General features: G+C 41.7%; 17 protein-coding genes and 1 riboswitch. Of the genes, 8 read left to right on the plus strand and 9 right to left on the minus strand.

Going from position 1 to position 15478, the window contains the following annotated elements:
• Positions 1-152: 152 nt before the first annotated feature.
• From AS141_RS14145 to AS141_RS14160, 4 genes are all read left to right on the plus strand, one after another.
• Complete coding sequence (locus tag AS141_RS14145; RefSeq protein WP_057938320.1) at positions 153-596, plus strand: hypothetical protein; 444 nt, start codon at positions 153-155, stop codon at positions 594-596.
• Between the two features lie 57 nt (positions 597-653).
• On the plus strand, positions 654-1823 hold the full coding sequence (locus tag AS141_RS14150; protein ID WP_057938321.1) for a pyridoxal phosphate-dependent aminotransferase: 1170 nt from the start codon (positions 654-656) through the stop codon (positions 1821-1823).
• A gap of 15 nt (positions 1824-1838) precedes the next feature.
• The gene (locus tag AS141_RS14155) at positions 1839-2975 is read left to right on the plus strand and encodes an AEC family transporter (protein ID WP_057938322.1); all 1137 of its coding nucleotides are present in this window, start codon (positions 1839-1841) and stop codon (positions 2973-2975) included.
• A gap of 160 nt (positions 2976-3135) precedes the next feature.
• Positions 3136-3918 (plus strand): DUF6503 family protein, encoded by a 783-nt coding sequence (locus tag AS141_RS14160; RefSeq protein WP_057938323.1) that lies wholly within the window; start codon positions 3136-3138, stop codon positions 3916-3918.
• Between the two features lie 20 nt (positions 3919-3938).
• On the opposite strand, the gene AS141_RS14165 is transcribed toward AS141_RS14160, so the two are convergent.
• Both AS141_RS14165 and AS141_RS14170 read right to left on the minus strand, forming a co-directional pair.
• Positions 3939-4925 carry an alpha-E domain-containing protein gene (locus tag AS141_RS14165; RefSeq protein ID WP_057938324.1) on the minus strand — a complete coding sequence of 329 codons (987 nt, stop codon included), beginning with the start codon at positions 4923-4925 and terminating at the stop codon, positions 3939-3941.
• Positions 4926-4940: 15 nt separating this feature from the next.
• Positions 4941-6365 carry a circularly permuted type 2 ATP-grasp protein gene (locus AS141_RS14170; protein WP_057938325.1) on the minus strand — a complete coding sequence of 475 codons (1425 nt, stop codon included), beginning with the start codon at positions 6363-6365 and terminating at the stop codon, positions 4941-4943.
• 264 nt (positions 6366-6629) lie between these two features.
• Here AS141_RS14170 and AS141_RS14175 point away from each other — a divergent pair, with 264 nt between their 5' ends.
• On the plus strand, positions 6630-7535 hold the full coding sequence (locus tag AS141_RS14175) for a YitT family protein (RefSeq protein ID WP_057938326.1): 906 nt from the start codon (positions 6630-6632) through the stop codon (positions 7533-7535).
• A gap of 47 nt (positions 7536-7582) precedes the next feature.
• On the opposite strand, the gene AS141_RS14180 is transcribed toward AS141_RS14175, so the two are convergent.
• The 5 genes from AS141_RS14180 to AS141_RS14200 are packed head-to-tail and all read right to left on the minus strand — an operon-like array spanning position 7583 to position 11142.
• Complete coding sequence (locus AS141_RS14180) at positions 7583-8038, minus strand: DUF4268 domain-containing protein (protein WP_057938327.1); 456 nt, start codon at positions 8036-8038, stop codon at positions 7583-7585.
• Positions 8039-8040: 2 nt separating this feature from the next.
• The gene (locus AS141_RS14185) at positions 8041-8904 is read right to left on the minus strand and encodes a ChaN family lipoprotein (RefSeq protein WP_232424924.1); all 864 of its coding nucleotides are present in this window, start codon (positions 8902-8904) and stop codon (positions 8041-8043) included.
• The gene (gene folB, locus AS141_RS14190) at positions 8897-9262 is read right to left on the minus strand and encodes a dihydroneopterin aldolase (protein ID WP_057938329.1); all 366 of its coding nucleotides are present in this window, start codon (positions 9260-9262) and stop codon (positions 8897-8899) included. The genes AS141_RS14185 and folB overlap by 8 nt, the downstream gene beginning before the upstream one ends.
• Positions 9262-10224 (minus strand): DivIVA domain-containing protein, encoded by a 963-nt coding sequence (locus AS141_RS14195; protein ID WP_057938330.1) that lies wholly within the window; start codon positions 10222-10224, stop codon positions 9262-9264. Before AS141_RS14195 ends, folB begins: the two co-directional genes overlap by 1 nt.
• Positions 10225-10227: 3 nt before the next feature.
• Positions 10228-11142 (minus strand): WD40 repeat domain-containing protein, encoded by a 915-nt coding sequence (locus AS141_RS14200; RefSeq protein WP_057938433.1) that lies wholly within the window; start codon positions 11140-11142, stop codon positions 10228-10230.
• Positions 11143-11176: 34 nt separating this feature from the next.
• Between AS141_RS14200 and AS141_RS14205 the strand changes: the two genes are divergently transcribed.
• Together AS141_RS14205 and AS141_RS14210 are read left to right on the plus strand one after the other, a co-directional pair.
• Positions 11177-11806 (plus strand): 4'-phosphopantetheinyl transferase family protein, encoded by a 630-nt coding sequence (locus tag AS141_RS14205; RefSeq protein ID WP_057938331.1) that lies wholly within the window; start codon positions 11177-11179, stop codon positions 11804-11806.
• Positions 11807-12376 (plus strand): redoxin domain-containing protein, encoded by a 570-nt coding sequence (locus tag AS141_RS14210; RefSeq protein ID WP_057938332.1) that lies wholly within the window; start codon positions 11807-11809, stop codon positions 12374-12376.
• Here AS141_RS14210 and AS141_RS14215 read toward each other — a convergent pair.
• Both AS141_RS14215 and AS141_RS14220 read right to left on the minus strand, forming a co-directional pair.
• Positions 12370-13215, minus strand: a complete 846-nt coding sequence (locus AS141_RS14215; protein WP_057938333.1) for a transglutaminase-like domain-containing protein — start codon at positions 13213-13215, stop codon at positions 12370-12372. The genes AS141_RS14210 and AS141_RS14215 overlap by 7 nt on opposite strands.
• Positions 13216-13272: 57 nt before the next feature.
• The gene (locus AS141_RS14220; protein WP_232424927.1) at positions 13273-14868 is read right to left on the minus strand and encodes an acyl-CoA carboxylase subunit beta; all 1596 of its coding nucleotides are present in this window, start codon (positions 14866-14868) and stop codon (positions 13273-13275) included.
• Positions 14869-15132: 264 nt separating this feature from the next.
• Positions 15133-15236, plus strand: a riboswitch (TPP riboswitch).
• A gap of 37 nt (positions 15237-15273) precedes the next feature.
• Between AS141_RS14220 and thiS the strand changes: the two genes are divergently transcribed.
• A complete protein-coding gene (gene thiS / locus AS141_RS14225; protein WP_057938335.1) occupies positions 15274-15477 on the plus strand; it encodes a sulfur carrier protein ThiS in 204 nt (67 codons plus the stop codon).
• Position 15478 lies beyond the last annotated feature (1 nt).

The following is a 15478-nucleotide window of genomic DNA, read 5'->3' on the forward strand; positions in this document are numbered from 1 at the left end:
GGCAACGGTTATTTTAATGGTCAAAGATTCCATCTGACCATCTTAAAACAATTATAAACAGATGAAATCGAGCATGTCGAAAACGACACACACTGGGATGATTATAATCCATGCGAGATTCCATATGACCCTAAAAGACAAAATATAATCATATGAAAAAGACATTCAATATATACCTAGTGCTTGCAGCCTTCTCCACAATTGCTTTCACTTCATCTTGTGTGGAAACTGAAGACTTGGCAACGCCAAACGTAGCATCTCCTGTGTTGGTCTTGCTTAACGGAACATCATTCGGTGCTGAATCCCCAGTGACTGTGGGATCCAAATTCTTGGAACTAGACAAAACAAACATCCTAGACCACACGCAAGGCATAGACTCTATCCCAGTCCCTAACCTTAATATCGCTGTCTTTATCAATAACACTACAGAGGTAGCGAGTCTAGTGACCGACACCGAGGGAAGCGCAGACCTTGTTATTTCATGGGCTGACTTGGGTCTCTCTGAGGTGACAAGTGGCAGTCAGGTTCGATTAGAATTTACCGGCACCTACAAAGACGTATCCTTCAGGAAATATCATACAGTCCGGGTTAATTAACAAAACTCATCAATTAAACAATCCTACAAAATTTTCTATAATCTTAACACAACAGCTATGAACCACTCAATTAACAGACGAAATTGGATCAAATCCAGCCTTATGGCAATGGGAACTATGGCAATGGCACCAGCATTTGCCCTTCCAAAAAACAAAGCACTAGCTGCGTACCAGCCAGACTCCATCCTGAATGAGCACATCCCGGTTTTTCGATACGATGAAGCTCGATTGGTTGCAAAACTGAATGCCAATGAGAACCCTTACGGGCCTTCTCCGAAAGTGATCAAAGCCATTACAGACTCCATTACTTTGGGTAACCGATACGGTCATGGTGAGGCGAAAATACTTATCGATATGATTGCCGAAAAAGAAGGGGTAAGTGCCGATCACATCATGTTATCACCAGGTTCGTCGGACATTCTGGAAAAGACGGCATTTGTACAATTCATGAACGGAGGTAATGTAGTGTCAGCAGATCCTTCATACATGTCTCTGATGAATACTGCCCAAAAACTTGGAGCAACCTGGAAGCCTGTATTATTGACTGGAGATTATCAGCATGATCTGGAGGGAATGGCTAAAGCTGTAGACTCTGAGACCAACTTAGTCTATATCTGCAATCCTAACAACCCAACAGGGTCAATTACTGATGCCGCCAAATTAAAGGCATTCTGCTCTTCTATATCTGAGAAAACACCAGTGTTCGTGGATGAAGCCTATCTCGAATTCCTGGATAAACCTGAAGAAAGTTCAATGGTAAGCCTAGTGGCTGAGGGAAAGGATGTGATGATAGCCAGAACATTCTCCAAAGTCCACGGAATGGCAGGGCTTAGAATCGGATATTTAGTAGCACTTCCAGAGCGAATCGAAAGCATCACCTCTAAGGTGAGAAGTACCATGGGACTTTGTGTCACCTCTTTGAACGGCGCAATTGCAAGCATGAAAGATCCTGCCTTCATTACCAACTGTAGGAATATGAACACAGAATGCAGAGAATACACCAAAGGTGAAATTGCCTCCCTTGGATACGATATCATTCCTTCCCATACAAGCTTTATGATTTTCCCTCTTCGCATGGAAGGACAGCCATTTATGAAAGGTATGTATGACAGTGGAGTGGGCATCCGGGTGTTCAATATTGATAACAAACCGTGGTGCAGAGTGAGCATGGGAACCATGGACGAAATGGAAATTTTTGTCGATGCTTTCAAAAAAGTGACAGCCTAAGATTTACAACCAACTATGAGTATTGCACTTCAGAAGACCCTATCGCTGCTTCTTTTGATAGTAATCGGGATATTTCTCCAGAAAAAACTACAGAATGAGGACCAGAAAAAAGGGTTAAAAACTATAATTCTAACTATCGCTTTGCCGGCTATGATCTTTGTCGCATTGTTGAAAATCCAGATCAATCCGGATCTCCTGATTCTTCCGGTTTTGGCTCTGGTATTCAACATTGTAATGATCTTCCTTACCAGATACTCCCTACCATTCTTTGGAATCAGTGCTGATACTCCAGCTATGCGAACACTAATGTTGCTTCTTCCTTCATTAGCCCCAGGACTGACTTGCTTCCCATTTATAGTAGAATATTTGGGAGATGATGTGCTTGCCTGGGCTGCACTGGCGGATATTGGAAATAAACTATTCGTATTGGTGTTAGCTTATTTACTGGCTATGTCATGGTATTACAAAAACCAAAAACTCAAAGCTAGATCCAATGGCCAAAAAGTAAAAGAATTGCTGATAGCCATGATAAGTGAACCTATCAACCTAGTGATTCTGGTTGCTATAGTTCTGCTCAGTTTTGGCTTCAACATGGAAAGTATGCCCGGATATCTTAGCGAATCCATCTTGATGATGAAGGACATGATGACCCCGTTGGTTTTGATTTTCATAGGAATAGCTGTGATTTTCAAATGGGATCAACTGCGCATGATTGCTTCTATTCTCACTTTCAGAGCTGGATTCACCTTTGTGTTGAGTGGACTATTCATCTGGCTAGTACCTATGCCCTCTGAAGCGGCAATACTGCTAGCGGTAGTATTTCCTCAAAGCGCAGTGAGTTTCTGGCCATTTGCCCATATGTCGGCGATACGGAAGTTTGAATATGAAAATGAATCCCAGAAAGGCAATCCAACCTTTGATCTTGAATTGGGGATAAATGTCTTGGCAGTGTCTATGCCCTTCAGCACCTTATTGATTTTGGGCGTTTTCACTTCGGGCAGCTACTTCACTTCCCCACTTCATGTCATCTCAATAGGGGCGTTGTTGGCAGGAGGAGCAATAGTACCTAAAGCTATCCAATGGATCAGAAGTGCTGATTTCAGCTTTGACAGCTTAAGCGATAAGGAATTAAAAGATAGTCCAGCGGAATAACACCCAGTTAGTTTAGAGAACAACAGATAGGTCTGATCAAATTAAAAAGCCCGAGCAATGCTTGGGCTTTTTTTTAACCAAAATACCACTTAGCTTTTGATGATTGATTGAAAAACATCAAGTTTGATAATTCTAATTTCCTTATAAATTGATCTATAAAATGTCATACAATAAGAATACATTAATCCAGGCTGCTGCCAACATAATCCTCTTCTTAGCCATTGTTTCTTGCCAGAACAAAGTGGAAAGACAGCTTCCCGAGCTATCGCCTGAATTTATTGAGGTACTGGATGCTCATGGTGATTGGAAAAAATGGTATAATGCCAAAGCTGAAAGCTATGCAATGATCCACGAAGGGGTTATGACCGAAGAAAATGCTTTCATCAATTTGGAGAGCAGAAAAATTCGACTCTCCAATACCGAGTTTGAAATTGGTTTTGACGGGAATCAGACCTGGATCAGCCCAAACAGAGAGGCATACAAAGGGAAGTCGGTCAAATTTTACCACAACCTATATTTCTATTTTTTCAATATCCCTTATGTGTTTACAGACCAAGGGGTAACGGTAGAGAAAATAGCCGACAAATCTCTCAATGGTAAAAAGTACACGACTTTTCAGGCAAAGTTTGATTCAAATACAGGCTCCAGTCCACAGGATCAATATTTCATGCTGATTAACCCAGAGACAAAAAAAATAGAATATCTTCTTTATACTGTCACTTATTTCGGCGATGAGCACCCATCATTAAATGCATTGAAATACGAGGACTATCGGGATTCAGACGGGGTGTTTTTCCCAAGGATCCTTACCGGATATACGTTGGAAAACGATTCTACGACGAATGTAAAATACCAAGTAACCTTTGCAGACGCACTACTCCTGGATGAGGAATTTGATTCAGAGATCTTTGAAAAACCTGAAGATGGCTTTTTTGCTGATTAAGATTTTGGCATGTAAGCCCATCAGCTCTGGGATTGACTTTGGGTTTGAAGTGTATGATTATCTCTAATCGTAAAGAAGTTCGAGTCCACCAGGTTAGATACCCCGTTAATCTTCAGCTGTAGATTATCAAGGTATTCGTGAAGTCCAAAACCAATAATTTCCCCTACCTCAGCAAACTCCATCCGCGACCGAAGTTCGCCCATTGCCTTTTCAGCTGAATTCATATACCCGCCACCCAAATTACCTGAGATATTGTGAAGGCATTTTTCGGCTTCTTTTATGCAGTGATATATTGAGCGGGGAAAATACTTATTCAACACCAAAAACTCCACCACGCAAGCTGAGTCAATATTCCCATACAATCTGCGGTAGGTATTAAATGCCGTGACTGATTTGAGCAGAGCCATCCAGTGTAGAAAATCAAGAGGAGTACCTACTTCCTGATCAGACGGTAAGAGGATATGGTACTTCACATCCAATATTCTCGAAGTTTTATCCGCACGCTCGAGGTATTGCCCCAGCTGCCGGAAATACCAGCCTTCAGTCCTTGCTACATTGCTATCAGCTATACCATAAATCAATAAAATCTGATTTTTTACTTTTTCGAAAAATGGTCTGGGGTCTTCTTTTTTCCAGACTTTTCTTTCCAATCCCTCCTGCATCATATAGTAAAGTTCATTGGTTTTCTCCCAAGTTTCCTTGTTTAGATTCTCACGGATGACCCGAGCGTTTTCCCGTGCATTTTTGATGGTTGAAAGCATTGAATTGGGATTTTCAGGGTCGAAACCCAAGAAAAACAAAACCTGATTTCTCTCGTACCCTTTGCATTTTGACTCATAAAGCTCCAAGTCGCCTGTGGCAGCGATTAAAGGATGCCATTGCTCTTTTAGATCCACAGGGAGATCTTGCATCAGATTGAAATTCACATCTATAAATCGCGCGTAATTCTCTGAACGCTCCAGATACCTCCCCAACCAATAAATACTATTCGCTACTCTACTTAGCATATCCTTTCTGTTATTTTAATATAAAACCCACGTGTCCTTACTTCCTCCACCTTGCGAGCTATTCACTACCAGTGAGCCTTTTTTCAAAGCCACGCGGGTCAATGCTCCGGGAATCACCTCTATCTCCTGACCGTACAAAATGTAAGGTCTTAAATCCACATGCCTTCCGCTTATTCCCTCATCAGTTAAAGTAGGTACTGTGGAAAGCGATAAGGTGGGCTGAGCGATATAATTTGTCGGATTATTCATTACCAAATCCCTGAATTTAGCATGTTCTTCCGCTGTAGCTTTGGGACCTATAAGCATCCCATAACCTCCCGCCGCATTGGTTTCTTTCACCACCAATTCCTCAATATGATCCAACACGAATTGTCTTTCTTCTTCCTCTCTACAGAGATAAGTGGGGACATTTTTCAAAATTGGCTCCTCGTCAAGATAATAGTTGATGATTTTTGGCACATAAGCATAGACTGCCTTATCATCCGCCACGCCAGTCCCAGGAGCATTTGCAAGGGCAATGTTCCCCGCTTTATAAGCCTCAAAAAGGCCAGGTACTCCAAGCATAGACTCGGGATTAAAGGTTTTTGGATCCAAAAATGTATCATCAATCCTGCGATAAAGCACATCAATTTGCTGCAATCCTTTCGTGGTCTGCATATAAACCCTTTTATTCTCCACAATCAAATCTATTCCATTCACCAGCTCAACTCCCATTTGCAAGGCCAAATATGAGTGCTCATAATAGGCAGAGTTATAAATTCCCGGAGTCAAAACCCCAACTATGGGCTTTGGCTTGTCCGAAAGATTCTGCAGCATCCGCAGCAGCTTTGTCGGGTAATTGGATACTGGCATCACCCCCTTCTTATTAAAGATATCAGGGTAAACACGTTTGATAATCTCCCGGCTTTCCAACATATATGACACACCGGAAGGGCATCTGAGATTATCTTCTAAAATGTAATATTCTCCGTCTTTACTTTTTACCAGATCAGTCCCGGTGATATGACACCAAATACCTTTTGGCGGAGACAATCCTATACAAGGCTCAAGGTAATCCTTGCTCTTAAGTATCAAATCCGAAGGCACAATCCCGTCCTTTAGGATCTTCCGATCATTATAAATATCCTGAAGAAAAAGGTTCAGCGCCTGAGTTCTTTGCTTCAGCCCAGCTTCCAATTTTTGCCATTCAGAATTGGGAATAATTCTGGGAATGATATCCAAATGGAGGATTTTTTCCATCCCTTGATTATCATGATAGACATTAAAAGTCATACCCATCGAGCGCTGTGTCTGATTGGCTGAATGCTGCAGTTGGTTCATCTTTCGAGAACTGGTCTTTTTTAGATGCTGGTAAAATTCGTAGTAGTGTTCTCTGATTTTTCCATCTCCAGAAAGCATCTCATCGTAATGTTCTCCTGCATTATATCCTTCTGTCTTCATAAGTTTATCTAAAATAAAAACAAGCTTCAAAAAGATAGATGAAAAAGAATAATTCTCAAAAAAATAACGAAAATTGGTTCAATTTTTCATCAAAATATTAAATTATATAGTTAATCATCAATAATTAAGATGAAAAATTATCAATCCATCAATCCTCATTAACCCTTTACCATCCTTCTCATATATCATAAGTTACGTATTTATTTCCAAGGTAAGATTCTTTTGAAGGCGGGACTGTTGATTAAAAAACTCTATTTTCGCGCTATGGTTAAGCGGCTTTTAAAAATTCAAGATAACGCGCTGGTAAAAAGAATTACAATCTGGCGGCAAATCAAAGACGGGCTTTTCATTGCGATTGGGGTAGTGATGGCCAGTATAGGATTGAAAGGTTTTTTGCTGCCTAATGGATTTTTTGACGGTGGTGCTATGGGCATGTCCCTTCTCCTGGAAATGCTTACCCCTGTCAACCTTTCCGTGTTGATCATCCTAATCAATCTCCCCTTCATTTTGTTGGGAGCCAAGCAAGTATCGATACCGTTTGCAATTAAAAGCACACTTGCCATTTTCGGTCTTGCACTGCTTGTGCATTACATTGAAGTTCCTGCGATCACTGCGGACAAACTTCTTATTGCAGTCTTTGGCGGATTTTTCCTCGGAAGCGGGATAGGATTTGCAATTCGGGGCGGGGCCGTAATTGACGGCACTGAAGTACTCGCTATTTCGGTCAGTAGAAAGTCAAGCTTGACTGTTGGTGATTTTATCACGATTTTTAATGTCTGCCTATTTACCGTTGCTGCAATATTTGTGGGAATAGAGACGGCTATGTATTCCATGCTCACTTACTTTTCTGCTTCCAAAACGGTGGATTTTATCATCAATGGTGTAGAGGAATATCTTGGTGTAATGATCATGTCACCACACAATGAAGAGATCAAACAAATGATTTCATACGATCTTGGCCGTGGGGTAACTGTGCTCAAATCCGACGGAGGCTATGGTGATAAGGCCAATGAAATGCCTGACAGAAAAGTATTATTCTGTGTAATCACAAGACTTGAAGTAACCAAAGTACTTGTAGAAATCAATAAAATCGATCCAAAAGCTTTTGTCATCCAATATCCTATTAAAGATACCAAGGGAGGAATGATTAAGAGGCGACCATTACATTAGGATTTGATAGCCGGAATTGCAACATTCACCTTCCCCAAAAAGAAATCTCAGCTCTCAAAACCTGGTTTCACACTATTCCAAAACTCATCCAGCGCAATAATCCTGGGTTTGAGGAACGCTATTATATCTGGCCAATCTTCTGAATCCATCACAGTTACGGCAGGCAATATTTTCTCTATCCTAGAGATAGCCTGACCAAATTCATTCTTTTGATGCAACTTCCAATTCCACTCCTCACCTACTATTGACTCAAACATTTTTTTGAATTGTCTTAATTGCTCAAAATACAATTCCTGTAATTCTTCGTCAGGATGAGCTATCTCTATTCCAATGGACGCAAAATCACGCTCTGCCTTCATTCGGAAATAAATATGCCGGACACCCGTTTTGTAATTTGGCCAGTTGATCCTTCTCCCTTCAGCATTCGGGATTGGCTTCATGTATTGCCCAAAAGCAATCCAAAACTCCGAACGGATTCTTGATGTTTCAGCTTTGTTGTACAAGGCTAAAACGTAGTATGACTGTCAGCTGGCAAGACGAGAATAATACCCCCACCCTTGGCATGTTTAGTATCCAACTTGTCTAGGTTATCCTGAGTCACCATGTGGATATTCAAAATCTTTAGATCAGGAAGCTCTCTTTTCAAATACCAAAGAATCCCCTCCCCGTCTTTCGAATGATATGAACCATTGATATGATAGATTTTTTCACCGGCGGAAAGCGGACCAACTAGCGACTCAGCCATAGTTGCATCTTTTAGTGCCTGAGCCTGCATCATAAATTCCGGATTGCCTGGAGCTCCATGCATCATATCTTTCATGGCCTCATATCCAGGGAGCGTCCCATCAAATGCTATTGGCAGCTTCGCAAAATAGGTTTTCGCCTGATCGGTCAGACTGTCCAACACCCCAAACCCAGACTTGCTCACCATAGAAGCATATTTCCGGGGAACATTAGTCGCAATGAATCTTAGATCTTTCTGCTTCGCATACCGCAAAATCGGACGATAATCCGTGGCGTAATTCTTCCAAAGCTTTGCTTCAGTCTCGAAACTACTTTCGCTGATCTGATCAGAAAACCACTCGTCCAAGTTCAACTGATCTTCCCGCTCAAAAACCTCAGACCCTACTACCAAATTTGGGTTTTCGGCTTGCATTCCTTTCAATACCTGTAGTTGTAGCCAGTGACCCAGACTATTATTATGAAGCTCTCCGAAGAAAACTGCGTCCATCTCTTTTGCCTCTTTAAGAACTTGTTTGAGATCGATTTTTTTGCCTTTACCTGTAAAAAACTGGTAGGCCTCGCTCTGAGCTTTGAGTGTTCCCATGGAACCGAGCAACAGTAAAATCGCCAAGAAATAATTACGCATAGTCTTCAGGATATTGAATTTGTACAGAAGAGTGGTTAACCAACCCTCCCAGTGCAGGGTGATGTTTTTTAAGAGTCAATCTGATTTTGGTGGTTTTCGGATATGCCTCCAGAATATCTGTGACGATCACATGCCCCAAATGCTCCAGCAATTTCACCTTCACGTCCATTCTGGCTTTGATCAGTCTGTAAAGTTTGGAGTAGTCCACTGTTGCGCTTAGATCATCGTGTAGCATTGCCTCACGAAAATCCGTCTCCAACTCAAGATCCAATGTGAAGCGGTTCCCAAGAATTGTTTCTTCTGGGTAAGCTCCATGATATGCGTGAAATTCTATCCCTTCCAGGGCTACCTTTCCCATCAGTCAAATTGATCAAAAAATGATCCTGAACCGCTCTTTGAATCTTCCGGGTATTTGTGCTGAGCTGTCTGCGGCTTGAGGTTCTCGACGACCGGCTTATCCTTCGTTTCTTCAAGTTCATCTATATCCTCTTCAAGAACTTCATCTTCCAGCTCCATCTTGGTATCTTCCATTTCCAGCTCTTCTTTTTCTTCTTCACTGATTTCCAACTCTATATCAGGAGTGGAATCGTGACCTTCCAGTTCTAGCTGCTCCTCGATTACTTCCTCTTCAGTGAGAGGGCTATCATCGATTTCCTCTCCCAATGCCCCCTCTTCTTTGTAGCCAAGTTTCTCTAGATTTGCAAAAGTAAATGTCTGTGACCTGCTTAATTCGTCTATTGCCCTAGCATGAGCTTTAGCATCAATTCTGGAGAAATTCGCCTCCGAAAGATCCATTTGATTCAATGTATCCTGCGCAATTCTTTTCAGGCTTTTTACCATAGATTCCCGTTGCTCCGCGAGACCTTCGTAAGACCGGACTAATCCTTGCATGCTTTCTCTTAGCTCTACAATCGTCTCTTTGGCCTTGGTCTCAGCGGCACCAATAATAACTGCGGCTTGCTGCTCAGCCTGCCTTCTTGAATCGGTTACCAGCTGATCTATATGTTTGGTGGCATTTTCCGCTGTCTCATTGGCTTCAGAGATAATCAGATCCGCCGCCTCATTGGCTTCTACTATAATCGAGGCACCAGTATCTTCGGCTGTTTTTAGCGTACGGAAAAGTGATTCCTCCACATCCTTTAAGCGTTTTGCCTCAGCTTCTGTATTCTGAAGCCTGGTTTTAAGCTCCATATTTTCCTTATGAAGCGCATCTACGATTTCACTGATTTCATCCAGAAATACAGCAACGTCTTTTTTCTCATATCCTCTGAATCCAACTTCAAAGGTTTTTTGCCGAATGGCTGCAGGTGTGATTTTCATGGGTTAATTCGCTTCAATTTGCCAAATAGAAATAGTACGGTCGTCAGACACCGAAATTACATTGCCTTGGTAGCTACTCCAAATCACTTTGTTTATTGAAGTACCGTGGCCTGCATTTCTCGCCTTGTCGATGACCTTTAGGAGTTTTTTCTCAGCTGTATCCCAAATCTTGATTGATTTGTCCATGGAACAGGTTACCAGAAGATTGCCATCCTCTTTGAAATATAAATAATTAATGGCATACATATGTGCCACAATGTTCTCTAGCAGAGAATAGGTGTCAGTTTCCCAAAATTTCATCCGCGCATCCCGACCTGCACTGACCAGGATTGATTCATCGGGAGCATACGAAAGTGCGAATACCGAGTTGGTATGCCCAGTCAGATTAGCAAGAGGATGAAAATTGTCCGATAGGTCAAGAACCTTGACTGTGTTGTCGCTCAATCCAATGGCCAGCTGTCTTTTGTCTTTTGCCAATGACATGACACGGATGCTTTTAGCACTCAGCTTGATATGTTTCTTAATGCTTCTAGAATTGATATCCACTACGATCAATACTCCGTCTCCAGTGCCGATATAGGCTTCATCGCCAAAGACTTTAATATCAAAAATAGCCTGATCAGTCAATTTCAGAGACCAAACCTCTTTATTCTCTGTCAAATCAACCACATGTATCCCCTCGAAATTATGACCGATGAAAAGCAAATTCCTGAGTGAATCAGTTGCCAATGCATAGACTGAATGAGGAAGTCTCGCGACCAATTTCCCGTCTTTTGGATGATCCAAATCCCATTCCACTACCATTCCGTCTCCGGCACCTGTATAAAAAAACCGGGGATCACAGCCTTCTGTCAACGCGTAGATACAGTCATTGTGCCCTGTTAGTGTTTGTAATTTATTAACTTCTATTTTTGACATATATTGGACGGAGACTTTGGTGCCCTTCTGGCCTATGCAGACAAAAATAGAAAAAATTGATTCTTCCTCGGCTTTGGCCATCAAGATTATCGAAACTCAGGATGAGAATGCGTTGGAATTCCTCAGCTTCCGCGAAAAATTGGCTTACGCAAATATTTCACATCTGGAAAAAAAAAGGGAATGGGCCACAGCCAGGATGGCAATCCGGGATGCACTGGATGTATTGCATGTCCCATATCCTGGATTTTTTAAGGATGAGCATGGTAAATCCCAAGCGATGAACGGACATGGGTACATGTCACTTTCGCATACCATGGGCTATGCAGGTGCGATTTATCACCGGGACAATCCAGTTGGGATTGATATGGATTTGATCCGCGAGAAAATATTGAAAATTGGATTTCGTTTTCTTGATCAATCGGAATTAGCCTTTTTGGAAAAAGATCCACTACATTACACGATGGCATGGTCAGCAAAAGAGTCTATCTTTAAATGTCAGGGAAAGCGTGGTGTATCTTTCAGGGAAAATATCCTCCTGGAGCCGTTTGATTCGAAGACAGGAACCATTAAGGGCAGGATTCGGGGAACCGATTTCACAGACCATCATTATACGGTACAAGTCCGTATAATCTCCGACGTCGTACTTACCTATACCATCTGGTAAATGAAAAAGCTAAGCTTAGTTTGCATTATTCTACTATCTCTCACTTTCCCTCTTTCGGCTCAAAGTCTACAGGGAATTAGTCTCACAGATGCAGTGACAGGAAAAATCATCCATATGCAATCTGAACTAAAAGGAAGGGGGCTGGTATTAATTTTTCATAGTTTGGCATGTCCTTTTGCGAAAATGTATGAATCTCGCCTGATTGCTTTGCGAAGCAAATATCAAAGTCAGGGTTTTAATTTCATCTTAGTGAACCCAGAGGCCAGCAATAATGCCACGGATAAAACAGCTTTACAAAGCTATATCGATCAATCCGATATTAACATGCCCTACCTGATAGATGAGAATCAAGTACTAACCAAGTTATATAAAATCACAAAAATTCCCGAAGCCATATTGTTATCCTCAGAAGGGAAAGTCAGTTACAGAGGCGCCCTGGATAATAATCCTCAGTCGGAGAGTGCTGCGTCTGCCAAATACCTGGATAAAGCAATGGATTCTATTCTCAAGGGAGAAGAACCAAGCCCCGGACAAGTCAGGGCAGTAGGTTGTAATGTAAAAATCTATTGAATATTCAGAAGTGCTATCAACTCCTGGATTTCTTGTACTTTGTCTTGTTCACCCAATTTCTCAAAAGAATTTTCCAGATTTCTAAACATTCTTAGCATAATCTGCAGATGGGCGCAGGGCTCGAAGTAATCCTCTTTCGGCTCAATCTTCAATTGCTCCAAATAATTAAAAATATCTTTTCTGCTAAAGATCAATCCTTTATTGAAAGCATTGATATAGAAAGTAATATCAGCCGATTTATACGTAAGAACGAATAGATTCGGGAGATTCACGCCATAAATCGGCAAGCCAAGTTTTTTTGCAACAAGCAAATAAATAGAACAAAGTGTCAATGGATTTCCACGCTTGGAGTCAATCACCGAAGATAGCATACTATTCCCGGGGGAGTGAAAATTCTTGGTATTGGCAGAGAAACGAAGCGTATGAAACAACACATTATTGATCGCCCTAACCTGCTCATAAGGGGTCAAATCATTTTTGAAAGCAGTCCAGACTTCAAAATAAATCTGGTGCATTTCAGCATTTAGCTTCCCGTATTCCAAGTCAGGATATTGATAGGTATTGATGATCCATAGTCCGGTAAGCAAGTCCCGGTCATCGGTATCTCTCCAGTCAATTAGTCTCTCTTTGAGTAGAGAAAACTGTAGGTCATGAACCAATTCTTCTATCTCTTTCTGTATGTCAGGATTGAAGCTGTTCTCCCACTTTTTCTCCAAAAAAGGAATAATAGTATTTCCCATAGAAATAATCCGCTCCCGTACATGCATTCTCACTTCACGATCTGAATCATCCAATAAGGAAACTAAGGCATTTAATTCTGCAGGTGTCAATTCACTCATAGTCAAATGGCTACAGATAAAAGGATAAAACTCTTATAAAATATACTAAAAACCACTTTAAGTCTGGATCACTCCTACGTTAAATCTTTCAGTAATCGGTGCATGATTTGCAGCTTCTATCCCCATACTGATCACCTTTCTAGTTTCCCGAGGATCAATTACTCCGTCCACCCAAAGTCTGGAAGCAGCATAATAAGGGCTCAGTTCCTCGTTGTATTTAGTAGTGATTTCGTCCAGCAATTCCTTTTCATCTTCTGGAGATATTATTTGTCCTTTCTTTTTTAATCCTGCTACTTTGATCTGCAGTAGGGTGTTTGCCGCTGCTGCACCAGACATCACCGCCATCTGAGCCGTAGGCCAAGAATAAATCAGTCGAGGATCGTAGGCTTTCCCGCACATGGCGTAATTGCCTGCACCATAGCTGTTGCCCAGAATAAAGGTGAATTTAGGCACTATAGAATTAGCCATAGCATTGACCATTTTGGCTCCGTCTTTAATGATGCCTCCATGCTCTGCCTTGCTTCCTACCATAAATCCGCTGACATCTTGAAGAAAAACCAACGGGATTTTTCGCTGATTGCAGTTCATGATAAAACGGGCAGCTTTATCTGCTGAGTCAGAATAAATCACCCCGCCCATCTGCATTTCTCCATGGGAGTTTTTGACGATTTTCCGCTGATTGGCCACTATTCCTACAGCCCACCCATCGATTCTGGCAGTTCCACAGATGAGCGTTTTACCGTATTCTTCCTTGTACTCATCAAAGTCCCCGCCATCTACTAGTCCCTTTATGATCTGAAGCATATCATAAGGCTTCACTCGCGCTGTAGGAAATGATGCAATAAGCTTCTCTCCTGTCATACCAGGTTCTAATGATTCCACCCGGTCAAAACCAGCTTTGGGGTTATGCCCTACTTTATCAAAAATCTTTCGGATAGCATCCAGACAATCCTGATCTGTATCGTATTTATTATCCGTTACTCCTGAGATTTCACAGTGCGTGGTCGCCCCACCGAGTGTTTCATTGTCTATTGTTTCACCGATTGCTGACTTCACCAAATAAGAACCAGCCAGGAAAATGGAACCTGTCTTGTCCACAATCATCGCTTCGTCAGACATGATCGGAAGGTAAGCCCCGCCTGCCACGCAACTACCCATGATCGCAGCCACTTGCACAATTCCCATTGCCGACATCTTTGCGTTGTTACGAAATTGTCTTCCAAAGTGCTCCTTATCCGGAAAAATCTCATTTTGCATGGGAAGAAATACCCCAGCACTGTCCACCAGGTAAATCACTGGCAGACGATTTTCCATGGCAATCTCCTGGGCCCTGAGGTTCTTTTTTGCTGTCATAGGAAACCAAGCTCCAGCCTTTACAGTTGCATCATTGGCTACAATCATGCACATTCTCCCGCTCACATAACCGATTCCCGTCACCACTCCTGCTGAAGGACAACCCCCCTCCTCTTCATACATGCCATCTGCCACAAACGCTCCTATCTCCAAAAATTGCGTCTCTTTATCCCGTAAGTAGTCAATTCTCTCGCGGGCTGTTAGCTTTCCTTTTTCGTGCTCTTTTTCTATTCTTTTAGTACCTCCACCTAATTTCACCTGCTCGTTTTTATCCTGAAGGACTTGAAGCAAGTCATACATATCTGTAGCTAGCTTGTGCTTAGTTGCTGTCATTAGTCAAATTTGGGTTTAGTTTTCAAAAACTCGTTCTGTGTAAGTTTAGTTTAATCTTCAAGTTAAAAAACATTCAGGAAATAGAACTTCGCAACAAGAAATATGGTGGAGCAATTCCGCATCACCTGAAAATAACCAAACCCTAAAAGAATTATCAATAAAAAGCGAATTGCCGTTCTCCAATGAAAACTTACATTCTACTTTTCCCTCTCAATAATTATCTGTAGTTTTCCGCAACTTTAGGGGTGTCCATACGGAAAATTGTACGGACTGAGATTATACCCTTTGAACCTGATGCAGTTAGTACTGCCGAAGGAAAAAGCGAAGTGATACACTCGGTGTGTCTCCCCTGAAGTATATAATTTTTACAGGATGGAGATAACATACAACGATCAGATTCAGCAAGTAACGAAAGAAACATCCGTTTCAGAATTTGTCTTTTCCCAAATCGGAGAAAAGCAAAATGGTATTGCTGTAGCTATCAATGAAACTATTGTACCTAAATCCGAATGGGCCAAGACCTACTTAAAAGCAAACGATAAGTTATTAATCATCAAAGCAACTCAAGGCGGATAAG

The organism is Algoriphagus resistens, assembly GCF_001442615.1.
In the GTDB taxonomy this organism is placed as follows: Bacteria; Bacteroidota; Bacteroidia; order Cytophagales; family Cyclobacteriaceae; genus Algoriphagus; species Algoriphagus resistens.